The organism is Bartonella sp. TP, assembly GCF_030406085.1.
Classification (GTDB): domain Bacteria; phylum Pseudomonadota; class Alphaproteobacteria; order Rhizobiales; family Rhizobiaceae; genus CALTWN01.
Genome location: NZ_CP129002.1, coordinates 1,048,636 through 1,067,957, shown reverse-complemented (window position 1 = coordinate 1,067,957; position 19,322 = coordinate 1,048,636). Strand labels below are relative to the sequence as shown.

Genomic DNA, 19,322 nt, shown 5'->3' with positions numbered 1-19,322 from the left:
ATGACAGAAAAGAAAAAAACGAGCCGCCGGGTTCGTCCAAAACAGAAAGTAGAACTAGAAGAAAACATAAGCTTTGCCTCACACCTGCCTTATGAATCAACAATACTTCCTGAAAGTGAGCCAAGACGACCAATAGTAAAAATTTCACTAAAAGAAGAAAAAGCTCATTATTTAGGCCATAGAGAACGGCTAAGAGAGCGCTTTATGAATTCAAACTCAACAATAGTAGATTATGAATTATTAGAGCTTATTTTATTTCGCTCAATTATACGCGCTGACGTCAAGCCATTGGCAAAAAGGCTAATCGGATATTTCGGCTCAATGTTCGATGTCTTTGGCGCAGAATATAAGGAATTATTAGCGATACCAGGCTGCGGACCAAGTACTGCAATAGATATAAAAATTATCCACCAGCTACTTAAAAGACTAACTCTTGCTCCACTTTCTAAAAAACAATCCATTTTTCCTTTGTGGGAGGCTTTATTAAATCACTGCCGCCTTAAATTATCTAGCGAAAAACGGGAGCATTTTTATATTTTATTTTTAGATAAGAAAAATGCTTTATTAAGCGAAGAGCTACAGCAAATTGGCACTATTGACCACACCCCTGTATACCCACGAGAAGTATTACGACGAATTTTAGATTTAGGTGCCACTTCAATAGTCTTGGTGCATAACCACCCATCTGGCGATCCAGAGCCCTCTAGTTCAGACATAGAGATAACCTTAAGATTGCAAGCAGCTGTTGAGCCGCTAGGCATCGCTGTTCAAGATCACTTGATTATCGGTAGAAACTCTTATTGTAGCTTAAAACAATCTGGCTTTTTGTAATTTATATATTATCAAGATCTAAATCTAAGATAGCCATAGAGAAATTATATGAAAGCTCACCATCTTCCTCATCTTTATAAATTATACCTATAAATTCCGAGCCACTATAAACTTCAGCAGAATCCGGGCTTTTTGGATAGGGTTTAAGCTTTAGAGCCGAATTGTTAAATCGCTTTTGCAGATAGCGTTCAATTTTTTGTATTTCTATTTCATTCATAATTTATTCGCCATCAAAAAATTTAATACAGCCTTCTTGTAGCACCTGTCACCTACAGCCAACATATGATTACGCCCTTTTAGCGTAACAGCTTGGCCATTGGGCAGAATTTCTGCTAGCTCCTGAGCGCTACCGGAGATTTCATCTTGGTCGCCAACGACTACTAAGGCCGGTTGCATAATATGCTGGACTTGCTCTTTAGTCAATTCTTTTTTTGAAGAAACAACACAGGCAGCTAAAGCTTGCTTATCGCTCTTTGTATTATCTGCAAATTTTCGAAACATCAAGCCACGTGGATCTGTAATATCGCTAATATCCGGAGCCAATAACGCTTCAGCTATCACCTCCCAAGAGCCTGCACCAGTTATCATTCCCATACCTAGTCCACCAAAAATTACGCTACGGATATATTCTGGATATAACAAAGAAAAATAAGCACTGATTCGCGCTCCCATGGAATAACCCATGAGATGCGTTTTTTCTATGTTTAAATGGCGCAACAAGGCCAAGGCGTCACCAGCCATGAGCTCTGGCGTGTAAGCAGAGCGGTCATAGATTTTTTCGGAATCGCCATGACCTCGATTATCTATAGCAACTACCCTATAATTTGCCTCTAGTAAAAGCTTGAACCACCCAGTATCAATCCAATTTATCTTCGCGTTTGAAGCAAAGCCATGAATCAATAAAATTGGATCGCCCTGCCCTTCGTCAAAAAAGCTAAGCTTAATATCATTGTGCAAAAATAATTTTTTTGTGCTTTCCATCATTTCCATACTCTAGCTTATAATATGATTCTTAATAATATCATATTTAAAACATTTGCACAGGTCACGAGATAAGTTAATGTGTTTGCATAAATTGTGGACTAACATCTGGCCGAATTTCTGTAGCAGTTAATCCTTTTTGTCCTATCCCATAGCGAACCAAAACTACATCTCCTGGCAATAATTGCATCACGCCATAGCGGCGCAGCGTTTCCATATGCACAAAAATGTCCTCTGTTCCCTCACCTCTAGTTAAAAAGCCAAAGCCACGGATAACATTAAACCACTTAACAATAGCCCGCTCATAACTACTAACGTCAACTACATTCTGTTGGCTTTTTACAGCACAAACGGAACTTGCAGTGGCACTAGACATATCCAAATTAATTATTTTAATGCAATACAAGCCATTATCGCCCTTACGAGCAATACAACTGATTCGTGCACCTGTTGCAATTTCTTGAAAACCTTCTTTCTTTAAAATGCTAGCATGTATCAAGACTTCGCCAACAGCATTATTATCAGCAATTATAAAACCGTATCCCTTAGAGGTATCAAACCATTTTACGGCCCCTACAATCTCTAATGTTGGCTCATAATCTACTACTGCTTGTGTATTTACTTCATTTATTAAATTTTTCATTGTCATATTCTACTATACCTTATCTAAAACTTTCACATTACCTGATTCTAAGGGTAGCATATTTATAAAGTTTAGCAACTATAGGTTGTGAATTTAGAAAAACTTTTCAACAATTTTAAAAATTATGGTTAACAATAGCTTTATTACACAGTATAAATAGCATAATAAGCTCTAAACTTATGGCATAGAATAAGTAAAATTTTAAAATTGAGAAGAATCACTGCTGTATTTTGGAATCACTATTAGATATCACACGAATCAACAAACGTTACATAAGCAACAATCTACCACCAACGATCAGGAGTAAAGCTACCTGCATTACTTTCTATTACCTGTGCAAGCTGAAATAAGGTGCTTTCTTCAAAAGGACGCCCGATTAATTGTAGACTCAATGGTAGATGATTCTCACTAAGACCTGCCGGAACAGAGATAGCTGGCAACCCAGCCATATTTACATTAACCGTAAAGATATCATTTAGATACATCGATACAAAATCTTTTGCTTTATTTTTTTCACCTATAGCAAATGGCAATGAGGGGGTAGTCGGCGTTAATATTGCATCTACTCCGGAAGCAAAAGCAACATCAAAATCATGTTTTATAAGGCTACGCACGCGCTGAGCCTTTAAAAAATACTGCTCATAATATCCAGAAGAAAGCACAAAAGTTCCAGTTAAAATACGGCGCTGAACTTCAGGGCCAAAGCCAGCACTTCTAGTTTTTTCATACATTTCATTAATATCTGTTGCAGGCATACGCAAACCAAAACGAGAACCATCATAACGTGCAAGGTTAGAGGAAGCTTCTGCCGAAGCAATAATATAATAAACCGCCAAGGCGTATTTAGAATATTCAAGAGAAACATTAACTATTTCGGCGCCTGCATCCGCTAAAAATTTAACTCCGTCATCCCAAATTTTTAGTATCTCTTTCGACATCATAGCGTCGCGGTATTCTAATGGAACACCAATTTTTTTGCCTTTTATAGAATCACCTATGCTGTCCTCATAATTAGGCACTGCTATATCTACACTTGTTGCATCTTTTTTGTCATAAGAAGCCATAGAGCGCAATAAAATTGCGCTATCACGTACATTGCGTGCTATTGGCCCAGCTTGATCTAAAGAAGAGGCAAAAGCAAAAATTCCCCAGCGTGAGCAGCGCCCATAAGTTGGTTTAATTCCCACTGTAGCAGTAAATGCTGCAGGCTGACGTATTGACCCACCAGTATCTGTAGCTGTAGCGCCAGCGCATAAAAAACTAGCCACAGCAGAAGAAGAACCACCAGAAGAACCACCAGCCACTAAAGCTACGTCACTATCATCCGCTCGCCATGGATTAACTGCTGGCCCATAATAAGAAGTTTCATTAGAAGAGCCCATGGCAAACTCGTCCATGTTTAGTTTGCCCAACATTACAGCCCCATCTGCCCATAAATTTGCTGTAACCGTTGATTCATAAGGCGGCTTAAAACCATCTAGAATATGCGAGCAAGCTTGGCTGTGCACATTTTTTGTGGCAAATAAATCTTTTATACCAAGGGGTATACCTTCTAGGTTTCGCATATGATTCTTTTGCAAATTTTCATCGCATTGCTTAGCCATATCTAAAGCTAGCTCTGCAGTTACAGCCACATAAGCATTTAGCTTTTCATTAGCATTTTCAATTTCATGCAAGTAAGCTCGCGTTAGCTCTGTAGCACTAATTTCTTTTTTTTGTAATTTCTCACGTGCTTGCCAAATGCTAAGCTTTGTTAAATCTGCCATGTTTATAATCCATTACCTCTTATTCTATAACTTTAGGCACCAGAAAAAAATTTTCAAACTTAGATGGTGCATTTTTTAATATATCTTCGGCTATATTGCCATCCGTTACAACATCAGGCCGCATCAACATGGATTGCTGATAGCTAGAAACAAAAGGCGCAACATTATCTACCTCAATCCTATCTAATTGGTCAACAAATTTAAACATAGCATTTATTTCTGCACACAAAGATTCCGCTTTTTCTGGGTGAATATGCAGGCGAGATAGCTTCGCCATTTTTTTCAATTCCGCTATATCAATAGCCATAGCATCTCCTTTAGAATTTATAATAAACGTAATAGCTATACAAAACCTTTAACATAATCGCAACATCTGCTTGCCTTTTTATATAAAATTTTATTACACTCATAGACATGACTTGTATTAAAATAGAAGAATTAGCCCCATATTTACAGAAAGATAGCACCTTAGCAGGCCTTGACTTAGGCTCTAAAACTATAGGCTTAGCGATTAGTGATATAGGTTATAACTTTGCTTATCCGCGCCCATTACTTAGACGTAAAAAATTTGTAACAGATGCAGCCTTGTTATTAGAACGCTTAAAAGCAGAGCGAGTAGCAGCTATAGTTATTGGGTTGCCAATAAATATGAATGGCAGCATGGGCCCAAGAGTGCAATCTACGCGCAGTTTTGTAAGCAATATGGCAAATTATACAGAATTACCATTTATTTTCTGGGATGAAAGACTTTCAACCGTAGCGGCAGAGCGAACACTTATAGAAATGGATATGTCGCGCAAAAAACGCGCTGATCACATTGATTCTAACGCTGCATGTTTTATTTTGCAAGGCGCTTTAGATCGTTGGCGAGCAATAACCACAAAATAACTAGAAAGCTGGATACAATATCTGCAAAATCTGCTCTGCATTATGGCGCATATTTAGAGTACCGTAGGAGCTACGCCAACCGCCACCAAGCCTACTTTCAGAAAAAGCAGCAATGATTTGTGGCTCCCCAAGCTGTTCTAAAGCCGAACAAGAAGCAGCATAGGCTATTTGTTCAATGAAAAAACGCCCAGCAGCTTCATCACTTAGAGCCAAACGCATAGCAGCGTTCAAAACCTCGTGTGTTTTTTCTCCTAAGGAAGATGATGAAGGTGCAATTTGCTGAAATATATTTTGCATTAAATTGGGAGCCTTATGCGCAGAATTCAACACATCTAAAACCAACTCATTTAAATTTTTTGAACTTAAGCTACGTACCGGAGCATCTTTTAAAAATCTTGGTAAAAAAGCCGTTTCATTATAAGCTTCAATACCCAAATGAGCAATAAGCTCTCCCAAAATTGGCATGGTTAGAGCATTAGCCCAATAGGCGACTATAGGCGTAAGAATCCTAGCAAAAGCGGCCTCTGCTTTATCAGAAACCGAGTTATCAAAAGCCCGAGCCAAACGAAAAACTAAACTTTGAGCAGCAGCTATATCCAAAGCAATATCGGCAAAGATCCGCGTTGTAAGCGCAGACAGAGTGGAGCCTTCATTTTTATGGCTCAAAGTCTCTATTGTAAATTGTAGGGCCGACCACATGCTGCTAATTGCTATGACTGTCTGATCAAACTGCAACATAATATCAATAGTATCAGCTATTTTATTTCCTTCGCCTACTTGGCCTATCATCCACCCCACACTATTAGCAAAGCTAACTTTGGCCAAAGGACGCGAACAATAACCAGCATTATCCATCAAATAATTTATTTTTATATTGTTAGCTTTACCATTCATGTCATATTTAGGTACCAAAAAGCAACAACGAGCACCGCCAAGTTCCGCGATAATATAAAAAGCATCCGCATTCGGATTAGCAACAACACAATTATTTGCGTTTACTGCGTAATTATTCATTACCAAGCCGGCATCTGAGCTCAACATTTTTGCAAAATTATGCCCGCTATCTTTTTTTGTAGCTAAGGCTAGCGAAATACTATTCTTTTTAAGTATCTCTTTATCGGCCGAATCATATTGGCGGTTTAACAAATATGGTTTGAGCATTTGGTACAATTCAGTTTCATTAAGCAAAGCGGCTATGCCAGCATTGGTTTGAATAATCTCATCTAAATGCCCATTTTCTAAACCAGCCATCAAAAATAATCTAATAGCCCGAGCTTGATAGCGCAAACCATTTTCCTCACTATCTTCTTCCCATAAGGAACTCACCAGCCCTATATGCTTAGAGCGACGCGATAAAGCATGGTAAGCAGGGTGGATCTCTATACGCGACTGTATGTTGCCAAATTCGTCACTCAAATATAATTTAGGTCTATATTGATTTGCTAAGCGCGCCAGATCTTGAGCATCCCGATTACTTACAAACTCCCCGACTTCTTCAAAAGAACCAAGCAAATTACCAGGCAACCCAGAAGCAATTTTAAATAATATGGTATCGCTTAAAAAAGCATTACTGCGACCAAAGCGATTATTTTCAAAATGTGGCACAATATTTTCCTTAAACAACTAGTGCGGCAAACAATATACAGAAAGTTTAAATATAAGTTTAATAAGGTGCTTGTGAAATAGGAATTATAGCTTTATAATAAGTCCAACCTATTTAGCCTGAGGGTTGTTCTACCTTGCTGCATAAACATTTATTGTCTATTAAAGATTTATCAAGACCAGATCTCGAATATTTACTACAAAGCGCCCTAAAAAAGCTAGAATCGCCAACGAAGTTACCAAACTTTACTGGCCACAGCCAAGTTAATATGTTTTTTGAAAACTCTACTCGCACTCGAATTTCTTTCGAAATCGCAGCAAAGCGATTAGGTTTAGAGGTAATTAATTTTGGGACTCAAGGCTCTTCTGTACAAAAAGGCGAAACTTTATTAGATACAGTACGAACGATAGCTGCTATGCAACCAGACATTTTGGTTATACGCCACCATGCAAGCGGCGCAGCAGAATTTATAGCCAAACATGCTAATTGTCATATTATAAATGCTGGCGACGGCACTCATGAACATCCGAGTCAAGCTCTTCTAGACGCACTTACAATCCAAAAAACAAAAGGAACGATTAGTGGCCTTATAATCGCTATTTGCGGTGATATTTTGCATTCTCGCGTAGCTAGGTCTAATATTTTGTCGTTAAGTCGACTTGGTGCAACGATACGACTTATAGCTCCTAGCACACTTATACCAGAATTTGCTTATCATTTAGGCATAGACATCTTTCATGACATAAGAGTCGGCATCAAAAATGCCGATGTCGTAATGATGCTTCGCTTGCAAAACGAGCGCATGGCTGGGGCTTTTGTACCTTCTATGCAAGAATATGCATATTTTTATGGATTAAACGAAGATAAATTGCAAAATGCCAAACCAAACTGCATGATACTGCACCCAGGTCCGCAAAATCGCGATGTAGAAATAAGCTCAGCATTAGTAGATAGCCCTAAAAGCTCCATAGCACAACAAGTGGAAATGGGAGTAATTATGCGTATGACAATTATTGAAGCCTTGCTAACTGGGACATAGCATGAACTTAGAATTATTAAAAAATCACTCACCAAAACAACTTTTAATATTTAAAAATGCTCACATTATCGATCCAGCGCAAGGGATAGATTCTATTGGCGCGCTATTGGTACAAGACAAAAAAATACTAGCTATAGAACTTGGGCAAAATTATGAATCTATGCAAAATGACGCCATCGTAATAGATGTAAGCAATAAACTTATCTGTCCCGGTATTGTGAATCTGCAAAATTATATACCAAAGCTAACTAAAGAATCTGTGAAAGAGCTTGGAAACGAAGCGGCCGCGGCTGGCATTACTAGCCTATTGATCATGCCAACCGCACCACAAATTATAGATAACGTAATATTGCTAGAATGGCTAAACTATACTGCCGAGCAATATTCTGCGGTAAATTTATTACCAGCTGCGGCTCTTACCAAAGAAGCAAAATCAGAACTTATGAATGATTACGGTTTACTGAAAAATGCTGGCGCAATAGCATTGAGCGATGGTCAAAATACAATTGGTAACAGCGCTATTATGCGTCAACTCATGTTGTACGCGCGCGATTTTAACCTGCCAATTTTGCATCAACCACAAGATAAAAATTTAGCCTTACACAATGGAGCTCCTTTCGAGGCAGCTGAAGGACAATTGGCTAGCTGGCTTGGCCTAACTACTTCGCCTAAAGAAGCCGAAATTATTGGACTCGAGCGTGATTTGCGCCTGGCTTCCATGACCCAAACTAGATATCATGCTATGAATATAAGCTGTAACGCGTCATGCAAAGCTTTAGAGCGCGCTAAATCTGACAATCAAAACATTTCAGCAGCAGCCTCTATAGCACATCTTTCTTTCAACCAAAATGATATTGGAAATTTTTCAACTAACTATAAGTATCATCCCCCGTTGCGTGCTGAGGAAGAACGCCAAGCCTTGGTAGCTTCACTTAACAATGGTACCATAGATGCTATTAGCTGCGCGCCCAATAAGCTTAGCAAGTATTCTAGCCCTGAGATATTTTCTCACGCTCCGTTTGCTTCTATGAACTTACAAAGCCTACTACCCCTTAGTCTAAGATTATACCATGCAGAAGCATTGCCACTTTCTACCATTATAGCCGCCCTTACTTGCAATCCTGCTAAAATATTAGGAATTAATGCTGGTACATTACGACGCGAACATAGCGCAGACTTTCTTATCGTAGATTTATACGAACCCTGGCAGATCGAAGGTAGAGCAGTACAGGGCAAAGTGCAAGCTAGTTTTGTAAATGGCAAACTAATATTCGCTTAAATCTGACACCATAGTCCAGCAATAATGCGAAATTAGTTTTTTAAGAAAGGTTTACCATTACGTGAAGTATGAGATTATATTTACTTTATCATTAGCCTATTTATTAGGCAGCATCCCCTTTGGCTATATTTTTACCAAGCTATATGGACTTGGCGATTTACGAACAAAAGGATCCGGCAATATAGGTGCAACTAATGCCCTAAGAGTAGGAGGTCGCAAATTAGCCATATTTACTCTATTGGCTGACGCAGCGAAAGGCCTTGCCGCGGTTTGGCTGGGCCGTATTGCTTACGCTCACGGAGTAATTTTGCCATGGCCAACAGAAGCTGCCTTTATTGTGATGTTGCACGGAGCTTTAGCAATAATAGGCCATATTTTTCCTATATTTTTAAAATTTCATGGAGGCAAAGGCGTATCTACCTTTATTGGAGCCCTAGCTGGATTTTCTCCAGGCTTAGCATTGATTTTCATCGGTTGCTGGGTAATAATAGCCTTTATATCACGATATTCTTCTCTGGCCGCGTTAATCTCTATTTGGATATGCTGCGACATTACAGCTATAAGATACACAAATCTGCCAATTTCTATATTATTTATGCTTATTGCAGTATTAATTAGCTACTGTCATCGTGAAAATATAAAACGCTTAATCACAGGGTGTGAAAATAAAATTGGCACAAAAAAGCATGATTCTCAATAAACAAAAATCAGTATTGCTTAGCTATGAAGAAAAATGTAGCTGGCTAAGGCTAATACGTAGTGAAAATGTTTCCGATGCGGTATTTTGGCAGTTATTAAAACGCTATGGTAGCCCACAAAATGCATTGCAAGTTTTGCCAATATTAGCAAAAAAAGGCGGCATGAAGGCTAAAATCAAAATAGCTGAATTAAATACTATTGAGCAAGAGCTAGAAGAGGCTACAGAAAATGGCATAGAATATATCTTTGCTGGTCAAGAAAATTATCCAGCTCTCTTGTATCAAATGCCCTACTCCCCACCTGTATTGGCCATATATGGCAATATAGCCCAATTGACAAAGCCAACTGTTGCGCTTGTTGGCTCGCGCCGCGCTACCAATGCAGGCTTACAATTGTCAGCTAGTTTCGCTGAGCACCTTGGCGAAGCAGGCTTTACCATAATTTCTGGATTCGCTTCTGGCATCGACACAGCGGCCCATAGAGCCGCAGTAAAAACAGGCACTGTAGTAGTTTTAGCTGGTGGCGCTGGCCACATTTATCCACAAGAAAATTATAAACTTTATCATGAAATCATCGACAATAATGGTCTTATCATTAGCGAACATAGCTTTAATTATACACCAACTGGAGCGGACTTTCCAAAGCGAAACCGTATTGTTGCTGGACTAAGCTTAGGCTTGGTCGTAATAGAAGCTACACGAAGATCTGGTACGCTAATAACAGCAAGACTCGCCGCACAATATAACCGTTTAGTATTCGCAACCCCACAAAATTTGTTACACCCACAAACACAGGGAAATAATGACTTATTAAAGTCTGGAGCTATGGTAGCTACATCACCACAAGACGTAATTGAATGTCTATTGCCATTATCGGCCAAACCCTTACCAGGACAATTATATTTACTAGAATCTGAAAGCACTAACTTAGTGCCAACAGAGCCAATCAAACACAAAGAAAATGACTTAGAGTGTGATGCCGCAATAATAGAAAAAGTTCTAAACAACTTAACCTATAGTGGCATAAATATAAAAACATTAGCTTTTTTAACGCAAACTACTATTGAAGAAGTTAAAGATGCGTTATTGATTTTAGAACTGGCAGGAAAAATCACGCGACGTAAAGACGGCAGCCCCGCTTTGCGAATTTTGCTTTGAGAAATTATTTTAAAAGACAAAATTGGTGATCCCGAGAGGATTCGAACCTCTGACCCACAGCTTAGAAGGCTGTTGCTCTATCCAACTGAGCTACGGGACCATATTTTCCTTTATTAATGCGTCCAAGGCTGTGTACGATCAAAAGCGAAATTATCGCCATAGGATTTTTTGCTAATTTTAGCGGCTGGTTTTTCTTCTACTGTATAATCTATATTTTCACGTTGAGCATACGCAACAGCTTCTTCTTTAGTAGCAAAAAAAAGCTTAATTTGTTGCAACATATCATCAGAAGAAGTATAACCCATCAAAGGCTCAATCATTTTAGGAGCATCGGGAATATATTCCAAGATCCATTTATTATTATTAGCCTTGCCGGCCTGCATAGCATTCTTTGCAGGGCTATAAATACGAGCCAACATCAAACTATCCTCCCAAAATATGGTCGGAGCGATAGGATTCGAACCTACGACCCCCTGATCCCAAATCAGGTGCGCTACCAAGCTGCGCTACGCTCCGAATTACTTATAATATCTAAAAGGTTTTTTAGTTTAGTGCAAGTAAAAAAACACTTTTTTAGAAAATTTCTTATTTTATTGATTTCTGCCAGCCTTCGTCATCAATTCAGTTAAAACTGCTTCGATTATCGTTTTCGTAATTTTACTTTTTTCAGCAAGAGCTTTAACGTTACAGCGATTAACAAAATCTACGGCAAATTCAATAGATCGCTCCATTCGACTAACCGCATAATCTATCAGCTTGCTATCTACTCTAACCTGCATATCGCTAAATAATTTACCCATAATTGCCGCTAATACCATGTCTTCAGGAGGGTTTATAGCTATTTTCGGTATAGCTCGAAAGCGTGATAATAAATCCTTTAGCTCCATGGGCCAATTTAGCGGGGAAGTTTGGGCTGTAATCAGTAAACTAACTTGCGGATAAACCACACGCGCCTGAACGACATTATTGAATAAATGGAAAAGCTCTTTCTCAATAAAATCACCATAGGTGAGATCCTCAAGTAAAATATTAGAGCCCGCAGTCAGTAAAGCAAAGCCCTCGCCAATGTTTTTTGCGCTAACCCTATAAGCTTGACTTTTGCTTTGCCAAATAGAAGCAAGGTGAGTTTTGCCTGCCCCCTTCGCGCCTATAATGCAAGCGCTAGCAAAGCCCCAATCTGGCCAATTATTTACCAAATGATAAGCGCTTATATTGCTTGGTGCAATTACAAAATCATCTCTATGATATAGTGGCTTATTTTCAAATGGTAAGGATAATTGTTCTGCACTGCCCACCATCTAATATATTTCTATCTAACTGGGTACTTATATATAGGCGAATTAACATAACGTGCTATGGCAAAACGAACCAGCACACCTAATGCTGCGGCGCATGGGACGGCGATAAGCATTCCTGTTAAACCAAACAAGGACCCAAAAGCAAATAATGCAAACATTAACCATACCGGGTGCAAGCCCACGGAGTTGCCGACCAATTTTGGCTGTAATATATAAGCCTCTAAGAACTGCCCACAAAAAAACACTGCCACAACTACCCCCATCCAGAACCACTCGCCTTGATAGTACTGCGCCCAAGCCACCACAAAAGAAAGCAAAAAACCACTAAAAGAACCAATATATGGAATAAAGCTTGCAAACCCTATATATAATCCAATTAATATTGCATAATTAAGCCCACATAAGCTCAACCCCACAATATAATAAATTGCCAATAACAAACAAACTGTTCCTTGACCACGGACAAACCCAGCAACAGCCCTATCTATATCATGCATTATCGTGCGTATTGTGGTTAAATAATATCTAGGAATCAGAGCGTCAACATTAGCTATCATACGATCCCAATCTAATAATAAATAAAAAGCAACAACCGGAGCTATAATAAATAAGCTAAAAGCACCAACAATCGATTTTCCCGAACTAACTAAGGAGGACATAAGAGATTTAGTCAGCTCACTACTAGAGCTAAATAAAGTTTGAATACTGTTTTCTACATGCTGTGGATCGCTACCAAAATATTTTTTTATCCAATAAAAATTATGCGTCTTCAATAAATCTCTTATATCCTCTAGATACATAGGAAGGCCTTTGGTAACAAATTGCTGAAGTTGCCACACAAGTACGGGAACAATAAAGGTTAATAAGACTGCTAAAAACAATAAAATGAAAATAGTTATCAATACAGTTCCCCAAAGTCTTGATATGCCAATTTTAGACAGCCAGCCGATAAGAGGATTCAAAAAATAAGCAATCAACAAGCCAATAAAGAAGGGAAATAATATAGAGCTAAATAATAATGGCAATAAAAGCAAAATCACTAATGCCAATTTCCAAAAATTATTTTGTGCTAAAGCTACGTTTTTATTAGCCTCTCTTTGCTTTGCATGCCCCTGTATAGTGGAGCCTAACCTCTTTTTTGCCGTATAACTTGCTAAGTTTTTAGTCGGCTTAATTTCTCGATCCATCAATAAATCCGTTCCACTTGCATGATAATTTTATTAAAATATGCTACTATAGTATATATGGTACAGAAGTCAAAAACAATTCTAAATAGACACGAAGCGCTAAAGCTATATGCTAAAGCAGGCGTAAATGAAGCAGCTGGCGGTAATTTCACCAGTTTTATTAAAAACTTAACTAGCTGTACAAATGGTGCAGCCGCTCAAGCAAATATCGGCGATTTCGCCGGGCTATTCGATTTGCAAAAAACAAACTTCAACAACCCGATCTTAGTAGCATGTAGTGACGGAGTGGGTAGTAAAATCAAACTAGCTACAGCCACAAATAAACATAGTGCTATTGGCATAGATCTAGTAGCAATGTGCGTTAATGATTTACTCGTAAAAGGCGCAACACCACTATTTTTCTTGGATTATTTTGGCGTTAATAAATTAGCGCCAGATAGAGACAAGCAAATCCTAAGCAGCATAGCTAAAGGATGCAAAATCGCTGGTTGTAGTTTATTAGGCGGGGAAACAGCGCAATTAAAAGATTTTTATAAAAAAGATAGTTATGAATTAGCCGGCTTTGCGCTAGGGGCTGTAGAAAAAGAGCAGTTGATGCCAAAAAATAACCTACAAGCTGGAGATATAATATTAGGGTTAGCTTCAAGCGGATTGCATGCAAACGGATTTTCTTTGCTACAGCCATTAATAAAATTAGAGCATAAAAATGATCTAAATCTAGCTGAGACTTTATTGACACCGACACGCATTTACGTCAAGTCAGTACTGGCAGCTTTAAAAAAATTTCCTGAAATAAAAGCCATCGCCCATATAACTGGCGGCGGAATAATTGGTAACTTACCACGAATTTTAACTCATGAGCTTAGTGCGCAGATCGATCTTGCCAATTTTCCTAAATTACCAATATTTAACTGGATAGCGCAAAAATTATCTTTAAGCGATGAGGCTATGCTTAGCATATTCAATTGTGGTATAGGTTTGGCTATTATTGTAAAAGCAGAGCTTGCAGAAAAAATAAAAGACTTTTTCAAAGATCAAAATGAAACAGTGCATATAATAGGCAAATTAGTCGAAACAGCCACCCCAGAGCAAGTAATTATAAAAAATTCCTTATGCAATATAATAAAAAGCGAGTAGCTATTTTAATATCAGGGCGGGGTAGCAATATGCAAGCCTTAATCTTGGCTGCCAAAAAGCCTAATTATCCAGCTAGCATAAATTTGATAATAAGTAATAATAGCCAAGCTAAGGGCATAGAAATTGCAAAAAAACACCAAATTCCTATAGCAATAATTGAAAAAGCAACATATACCAACAAAACCTTATACGAAAAAGCCATATTAGCTAAGTTACAGCAATATAACATAGAGCTAATATGCTTAGCTGGATATTTATCTATTTTAAGAGCTGAGATTTTAGCGCATTATGAAAATAAAATATTAAACATACATCCATCTTTATTGCCGAATTTTCCAGGCCTGAACGCTCCAGACCAAGCCTTAAAAGCTGCCGCTGCTATTACGGGATGCACCGTTCACTTGGTCACAGCGCAGCTTGACCGCGGCCCTATCTTAGCGCAAGCAAAAGTACCAATATTAAAAACCGACGATGTAAATTCGCTAAGCGCAAGGATTCTGCTACAAGAACATAAACTATATCCCCGCGCCTTAGACCAATTTATAGCGAATAATAGCATAGAGCAATTTACCTCAGCCGAGCCAACTCCAATTGTCAAAATGCTTGGCCAACATTGCTAATATTAATTCAGTTATACTGCCATATGTAAAAGTTTAAATAGCTCGCAAACAGAATCCACAACAAATAAGGAACCAGCAGCAGCGAAATTGTCTTCATTTTTTGACGAGCTAAGCAAATGAGCGCCAAGACCAAAATATCCATAGCGACTAAAACTACAAGTGCAAGCCCAGTTAAATGGTAATAGAAAAATAAAGGTGTCCAGCTCCAGTTTAAAATTAACTGCGTCAAATATAGGATTTTGATAATATTTAACTTAGGGATAGAATATATGCGCCAAATGAGCCAGCCACAAGCGCCAATAATGCCGTATAAAATAGTCCAAGCTACTGGAATAGATAATTTGGTGGAGTCAGCTGCGAACGGTTTAAGTGACTATACCAAGTGCCAATTTCTGGTCTAGTTAAAGAGCCTATCGCTACACCAATTACAATTAGCGCTACGATCCACATAATTAAGATAAGGTAATTTCTATTTTTTGTATTCATAAGCATAAACTCATCTTGGTTAGGAATGTGAACATATTGCCCCTGTTCATAGATTTTTTTATTAACCCTTAAAATTTGTTGTAAATTCAGCTTCCTTCCAATCTGCAGGCGCATCAGACCTAAAGCCATCCCACAAATAACCACCATAAGGCGCCAATATCTTTGTAATCACACATTCAATGCCGGAAGCATCCCCCGTTTGTATCAAGCTTTCAAAAGCCGCAATCCATTCCTTCGCAAGCTCTGGATTTTCTTGTTTAAAAAGTCGTATCAACGATTTGCCGCTAGCAGTCCATTTTTTCTGCGCTCTAAAATAAAATTGTAACAGGGGTTCAAACAAATTAACTATCGATATTATTTGCTCTTCTTTGTTTTTAGAAGATTTAATATCGTCCAAGATATCTGTGATGATAAAACGCTCTTTGGCAATTTGAGACTGCGTCCAACTATCCGGACCTTTTACTAAAGCTTCAGCAGCAATAGCCTTGGCTTTTATGCTTACCGAGTTTTGTGCTAATATTTCCTGGCCATGCGATATCATATTAATAAGCGCAGGCTTACCATCACTTGCCTCTACTCTACCACAGAAATATCGCAATGTATCTAGATCATGGACAAAGGCATCAATTGGCCAATCATCATAAATAAATGCCTCACGATAAGCATGTGGCAATGCTTCATACACAATTACAAGATCAAGGTCAGAGGTCTTTGTTCCATGATTCGCTGCAACTGATCCCGCCCAGAATACGGCTTTAGCACAACCATAGCGTTCTTTTATAAGCTTTTGAATGGTTGGTAAAGGAACAATTCTTGATGATAACTCCTTCAACATCCAAATATTAGATTCTATTTGAAATTGCTCTAATATTTTAAATCCGGCCTTTTTAAATGCTTTAAGTGCAACTAAATTATCTTTTGCTGGATCAATCAGGCAACAATCAAAATGCGGTGTTACTATTTGGTTTAAAAATTCATTTAAAATTCTTGTTCCCCATCCTTTATGTAAGAACGCTTGTTCTCCGATAAATAAATCTACGCCACATATAGAATCAGAAATTGTGCTTAAATCTAAGCCATTTTCATTAGAGAAATCACGAGCATTATAAACCTGTATATAACCTACCATTTCTTCGTGTACACAGATAATATAGGCATATGTTTTATGGCTTAAGTTTTTTGAAAAAGCAATGCCATGAATGTATTTGCCAAATTTTTCTTTCACCAATCCCATTGTATAAATCACATCCTGATCCCACCATTTTTTTACGTGTGGCGCCTTCAGCCACTTTAACAGCAACGGAAAATCTGATTCATGTAGTGCTTTAAAAGTGATTGTCATGGTCTATATCAAATATCGGAGATGTAGGCCAAAGCCAGAGCTCTCTTCAAAATCTGGCGGAGGGGGTGGGATTCGAACCCACGGTACAGTTCCCTGCACGCCGGTTTTCAAGACCGGTGCCTTAAACCGCTCGACCACCCCTCCAAAGGATTATTTATGCAAAATACACAGTTTAATGAGAAAAAGCAATTAAAAACTATAATAATTTCTCTATCATATTGTACAAATCTTTAAGATATACTATGAAAGTTATATTAACAGCTTAATGAAGGTAATAAAACTATAGCTAATCGACTACATTTTATAAATGCCAGCACTACCATTGCAAAGGCTGCGCGCAAAGAGCTGACAGCTCTATACCCCCACTACCCTATTGAAGAAGCCACGACTATAATAGTGCTTGGTGGCGACGGGACTATGCTGAAATTACTGCATGAAATCTTGGAAAATCCGATTTACAAAGGTAAATGTATTTTTGGGCTAAATCGGGGTTCTGTAGGCTTTTTGATGAATAACTACAATACAGAAAATTTATATTCACGCATAGAAAACGCCATATGCGAAAAAATCGCCCCACTAAAAATGGTCGCTACTACAAAGACCGGACACACAAAAACTGCTCTTGCAGTAAATGAAGTTTCATTATTCCGTCAATCGCATCAAGCAACAAAAATATGTATTTCTATAGATAATAAAATAAGGATGGAAGAACTAATATGCGATGGCATCATGCTTGCTACACCTGCTGGGTCTACCGCGTACAATCTTTCAGCTCATGGGCCTATTTTACCCTTGGAAGCCCCACTATTGGCGCTAACCCCGGTAAGCCCATTTCGCCCTAGAAGATGGAGTGGAGCCTTATTACATAATAATTCAAAAGTACAATTTGATATTTTAGAAGCGCAAAAAAGGCCTGTAAATGTATCTGCTGATATGGTAGAGATAAAGTCAGTCACATCGGTTGTTATCGAAACGGCAAAAAATTTAGAAGCAAAAATATTATTTGATGCAGATCATTCTTGGGATGAGCGTATATTAGCAGAGCAATTTAGCTCTTAATAACTACAGAATAAGGGGTCTTTTTTGACTAGCGAAAAATTAAACGCAAATGAGACAAAAATTATGTCATTTGCAGATATGGGCTTAACAGAAAAAATTGTAGCGGCTATAGCTGAAGCTGGCTATACGGCTCCTACCGAAATACAACAATTAGCTATACCCCAAATATTAAATCGTAAGGATATAATTGGGCTTTCACAAACAGGAACAGGAAAAACTGCTTCTTTTGTATTGCCTATGCTAAGTCTCTTAGAAAAAGGTAGAAGCAGAGCAAGAATGCCACGCGCGCTAGTTTTAGCGCCTACCCGAGAACTCGCGGCTCAGGTAGCAGACGATTTTAACAAATATAAAACAATATCTAAGTTAAACATAGCGCTGTTAATAGGTGGTGTCTCTTTTGAAAATCAGTCAAAAAAATTAGAAACTGGCGCCGATATTTTAATCGCTACGCCTGGACGGTTGCTAGACCATTTTAATCGTGGAAAAATTTTATTAACAGCTATAGAAATTTTAGTAATAGATGAAGCTGATCGCATGTTAGATATGGGTTTCATTCCTGACATAGAATCAATCTTAAAATTTTTGCCAAAGCGCAAGCAAACATTACTTTTTTCAGCAACTATGGACCCGCAAATAGAAAGCCTAGCGCATAATTACTTAAGAGACCCTATACATATACAAATTGCTGGCCTCTCGTCTAGCGCCCAAACAATAAAACAATATCTAATTCATGTTGAGCCAAATAAAAGTGCCAAGCGTCAAGCCCTACAGAAATTATTGGAACAGGAAAAAACCACTTTAGTAAACGCTATAGTTTTTTGTAATCGCAAAACTGATAGTAGTGATATTTATAAATGGTTAGTAGAAGAAGGCTATCAAGCTGGCGCTCTGCATGGAGACATACGCCAAAAACAACGCATGCATATCTTAGAAGAATTTAAAGCTGGCAATATTCAAATTTTAGTAGCCACTGATATTGCTGCACGTGGTCTCGATATAGCCGAAATTGGTCATGTATTTAATTTTGATATCCCAAATAATAAAGAAGATTATATACATCGGATAGGACGCACCGGAAGAGCAGGACGTTTAGGGAAGGCCTTTACGCTGGTAACACCAAAAGAAACTAAACAAATTGAAGCTATTCAAGAAATGAGCGGAGATCAGATACCGTGGCTATCACTAACCCCTGCAAAAAAGATTGTTCACCACCCTGCAACCCGGCATAAAGTACATAACCAGGAAAAATCTGTGGCTGGATTTGGCGAACATATCCCCGCTTTTATGCTGATAAAAACCTCATAAGC

General features: G+C 38.3%; 21 protein-coding genes and 3 tRNA genes. 10 read left to right on the top strand and 14 right to left on the bottom strand.

Annotated elements, in window-relative coordinates:
* Entirely contained in the window at positions 1–831 is an 831-nt protein-coding gene (gene radC, locus QVL57_RS05240) for a DNA repair protein RadC (RefSeq protein WP_290076284.1), read from the top strand.
* A 1-nt stretch (position 832) separates the two neighbouring features.
* Here radC and QVL57_RS05235 read toward each other — a convergent pair whose 3' ends face one another.
* The 5 genes from QVL57_RS05235 to gatC form a co-directional block, all read right to left on the bottom strand.
* The gene (locus QVL57_RS05235) at positions 833–1,048 is read right to left on the bottom strand and encodes a DUF3126 family protein (RefSeq protein ID WP_290076282.1); all 216 of its coding nucleotides are present in this window, start codon (positions 1,046–1,048) and stop codon (positions 833–835) included.
* Positions 1,045–1,815 (bottom strand): alpha/beta hydrolase, encoded by a 771-nt coding sequence (locus QVL57_RS05230; protein WP_290077410.1) that lies wholly within the window; start codon positions 1,813–1,815, stop codon positions 1,045–1,047. The genes QVL57_RS05235 and QVL57_RS05230 overlap by 4 nt, the downstream gene beginning before the upstream one ends.
* Positions 1,816–1,888: 73 nt before the next feature.
* Entirely contained in the window at positions 1,889–2,461 is a 573-nt protein-coding gene (locus tag QVL57_RS05225; protein ID WP_290076281.1) for a cold-shock protein, read from the bottom strand.
* Positions 2,462–2,739: 278 nt separating this feature from the next.
* The gene (gene gatA, locus QVL57_RS05220) at positions 2,740–4,221 is read right to left on the bottom strand and encodes an Asp-tRNA(Asn)/Glu-tRNA(Gln) amidotransferase subunit GatA (RefSeq protein ID WP_290076279.1); all 1,482 of its coding nucleotides are present in this window, start codon (positions 4,219–4,221) and stop codon (positions 2,740–2,742) included.
* A 19-nt stretch (positions 4,222–4,240) separates the two neighbouring features.
* Positions 4,241–4,528 (bottom strand): Asp-tRNA(Asn)/Glu-tRNA(Gln) amidotransferase subunit GatC, encoded by a 288-nt coding sequence (gene gatC, locus QVL57_RS05215; protein WP_290076277.1) that lies wholly within the window; start codon positions 4,526–4,528, stop codon positions 4,241–4,243.
* Between the two features lie 107 nt (positions 4,529–4,635).
* Here gatC and ruvX point away from each other — a divergent pair, with 107 nt between their 5' ends.
* Positions 4,636–5,109 carry a Holliday junction resolvase RuvX gene (ruvX, locus tag QVL57_RS05210; protein ID WP_290076275.1) on the top strand — a complete coding sequence of 158 codons (474 nt, stop codon included), beginning with the start codon at positions 4,636–4,638 and terminating at the stop codon, positions 5,107–5,109.
* Here the strand turns inward: ruvX and QVL57_RS05205 are convergent, their stop codons facing one another.
* Entirely contained in the window at positions 5,110–6,714 is a 1,605-nt protein-coding gene (locus QVL57_RS05205) for an acyl-CoA dehydrogenase family protein (RefSeq protein ID WP_290076274.1), read from the bottom strand.
* A gap of 134 nt (positions 6,715–6,848) precedes the next feature.
* On the opposite strand from QVL57_RS05205, the gene QVL57_RS05200 reads away from it, so the two are divergent.
* The 4 genes from QVL57_RS05200 (at position 6,849) to dprA (ending at position 10,886) form a co-directional block, all read left to right on the top strand.
* The gene (locus QVL57_RS05200) at positions 6,849–7,751 is read left to right on the top strand and encodes an aspartate carbamoyltransferase catalytic subunit (protein WP_290076272.1); all 903 of its coding nucleotides are present in this window, start codon (positions 6,849–6,851) and stop codon (positions 7,749–7,751) included.
* Between the two features lies 1 nt (position 7,752).
* A complete protein-coding gene (locus QVL57_RS05195; RefSeq protein WP_290076271.1) occupies positions 7,753–9,030 on the top strand; it encodes an amidohydrolase family protein in 1,278 nt (425 codons plus the stop codon).
* Positions 9,031–9,091: 61 nt separating this feature from the next.
* The gene (gene plsY, locus QVL57_RS05190) at positions 9,092–9,730 is read left to right on the top strand and encodes a glycerol-3-phosphate 1-O-acyltransferase PlsY (RefSeq protein WP_290076270.1); all 639 of its coding nucleotides are present in this window, start codon (positions 9,092–9,094) and stop codon (positions 9,728–9,730) included.
* Positions 9,717–10,886, top strand: coding sequence for a DNA-processing protein DprA (gene dprA, locus QVL57_RS05185; protein ID WP_290076268.1), 1,170 nt, complete (start codon positions 9,717–9,719; stop codon positions 10,884–10,886). The genes plsY and dprA overlap by 14 nt, the downstream gene beginning before the upstream one ends.
* A gap of 23 nt (positions 10,887–10,909) precedes the next feature.
* Here the strand turns inward: dprA and QVL57_RS05180 are convergent.
* The 5 genes from QVL57_RS05180 to QVL57_RS05160 form a co-directional block, all read right to left on the bottom strand.
* Positions 10,910–10,986, bottom strand: a tRNA-Arg gene (locus tag QVL57_RS05180).
* A gap of 13 nt (positions 10,987–10,999) precedes the next feature.
* Positions 11,000–11,305, bottom strand: coding sequence for an ETC complex I subunit (locus QVL57_RS05175; protein ID WP_290076266.1), 306 nt, complete (start codon positions 11,303–11,305; stop codon positions 11,000–11,002).
* Positions 11,306–11,325: 20 nt separating this feature from the next.
* A tRNA-Pro gene (locus QVL57_RS05170) sits at positions 11,326–11,402 on the bottom strand.
* A 74-nt stretch (positions 11,403–11,476) separates the two neighbouring features.
* A complete protein-coding gene (locus QVL57_RS05165; protein WP_290076264.1) occupies positions 11,477–12,184 on the bottom strand; it encodes a hypothetical protein in 708 nt (235 codons plus the stop codon).
* Positions 12,185–12,195: 11 nt separating this feature from the next.
* The gene (locus QVL57_RS05160; RefSeq protein ID WP_290076262.1) at positions 12,196–13,371 is read right to left on the bottom strand and encodes an AI-2E family transporter; all 1,176 of its coding nucleotides are present in this window, start codon (positions 13,369–13,371) and stop codon (positions 12,196–12,198) included.
* Positions 13,372–13,428: 57 nt separating this feature from the next.
* Between QVL57_RS05160 and purM the strand changes: the two genes are divergently transcribed.
* On the top strand, positions 13,429–14,508 hold the full coding sequence (purM, locus tag QVL57_RS05155; protein ID WP_290076260.1) for a phosphoribosylformylglycinamidine cyclo-ligase: 1,080 nt from the start codon (positions 13,429–13,431) through the stop codon (positions 14,506–14,508).
* 29 nt (positions 14,509–14,537) lie between these two features.
* Positions 14,538–15,128: a phosphoribosylglycinamide formyltransferase gene (purN, locus tag QVL57_RS05150; RefSeq protein WP_290076258.1), complete on the top strand. Its 591-nt coding sequence runs from the start codon at positions 14,538–14,540 to the stop codon at positions 15,126–15,128.
* A 7-nt stretch (positions 15,129–15,135) separates the two neighbouring features.
* On the opposite strand, the gene QVL57_RS05715 is transcribed toward purN, so the two are convergent.
* The 3 genes from QVL57_RS05715 to QVL57_RS05140 form a co-directional block, all read right to left on the bottom strand.
* Positions 15,136–15,462, bottom strand: a complete 327-nt coding sequence (locus QVL57_RS05715; protein WP_354669860.1) for a TspO/MBR family protein — start codon at positions 15,460–15,462, stop codon at positions 15,136–15,138.
* A 213-nt stretch (positions 15,463–15,675) separates the two neighbouring features.
* The gene (locus tag QVL57_RS05145; RefSeq protein ID WP_290076257.1) at positions 15,676–16,956 is read right to left on the bottom strand and encodes a GNAT family N-acetyltransferase; all 1,281 of its coding nucleotides are present in this window, start codon (positions 16,954–16,956) and stop codon (positions 15,676–15,678) included.
* A 54-nt stretch (positions 16,957–17,010) separates the two neighbouring features.
* A tRNA-Ser gene (locus QVL57_RS05140) sits at positions 17,011–17,100 on the bottom strand.
* 138 nt (positions 17,101–17,238) lie between these two features.
* On the opposite strand from QVL57_RS05140, the gene QVL57_RS05135 reads away from it, so the two are divergent.
* A complete protein-coding gene (locus QVL57_RS05135; protein ID WP_290077409.1) occupies positions 17,239–18,015 on the top strand; it encodes an NAD kinase in 777 nt (258 codons plus the stop codon).
* Between the two features lie 60 nt (positions 18,016–18,075).
* Positions 18,076–19,320: a DEAD/DEAH box helicase gene (locus QVL57_RS05130; RefSeq protein WP_290077407.1), complete on the top strand. Its 1,245-nt coding sequence runs from the start codon at positions 18,076–18,078 to the stop codon at positions 19,318–19,320.
* Positions 19,321–19,322 lie beyond the last annotated feature (2 nt).

Coding starts and splice junctions, on each gene's coding strand:
- radC (WP_290076284.1), top strand. CDS start 1: ATGACAGAAAAGAAAAAAACGAGCCGCCGGGTTCGTCCAAAACAGAAA.
- QVL57_RS05235 (WP_290076282.1), bottom strand. CDS start 1,048: ATGAATGAAATAGAAATACAAAAAATTGAACGCTATCTGCAAAAGCGA.
- QVL57_RS05230 (WP_290077410.1), bottom strand. CDS start 1,815: ATGATGGAAAGCACAAAAAAATTATTTTTGCACAATGATATTAAGCTT.
- QVL57_RS05225 (WP_290076281.1), bottom strand. CDS start 2,461: ATGACAATGAAAAATTTAATAAATGAAGTAAATACACAAGCAGTAGTA.
- gatA (WP_290076279.1), bottom strand. CDS start 4,221: ATGGCAGATTTAACAAAGCTTAGCATTTGGCAAGCACGTGAGAAATTA.
- gatC (WP_290076277.1), bottom strand. CDS start 4,528: ATGGCTATTGATATAGCGGAATTGAAAAAAATGGCGAAGCTATCTCGC.
- ruvX (WP_290076275.1), top strand. CDS start 4,636: ATGACTTGTATTAAAATAGAAGAATTAGCCCCATATTTACAGAAAGAT.
- QVL57_RS05195 (WP_290076271.1), top strand. CDS start 7,753: ATGAACTTAGAATTATTAAAAAATCACTCACCAAAACAACTTTTAATA.
- dprA (WP_290076268.1), top strand. CDS start 9,717: ATGATTCTCAATAAACAAAAATCAGTATTGCTTAGCTATGAAGAAAAA.
- QVL57_RS05175 (WP_290076266.1), bottom strand. CDS start 11,305: ATGTTGGCTCGTATTTATAGCCCTGCAAAGAATGCTATGCAGGCCGGC.
- QVL57_RS05165 (WP_290076264.1), bottom strand. CDS start 12,184: ATGGTGGGCAGTGCAGAACAATTATCCTTACCATTTGAAAATAAGCCA.
- QVL57_RS05160 (WP_290076262.1), bottom strand. CDS start 13,371: ATGGATCGAGAAATTAAGCCGACTAAAAACTTAGCAAGTTATACGGCA.
- purM (WP_290076260.1), top strand. CDS start 13,429: ATGGTACAGAAGTCAAAAACAATTCTAAATAGACACGAAGCGCTAAAG.
- purN (WP_290076258.1), top strand. CDS start 14,538: ATGCAAGCCTTAATCTTGGCTGCCAAAAAGCCTAATTATCCAGCTAGC.
- QVL57_RS05145 (WP_290076257.1), bottom strand. CDS start 16,956: ATGACAATCACTTTTAAAGCACTACATGAATCAGATTTTCCGTTGCTG.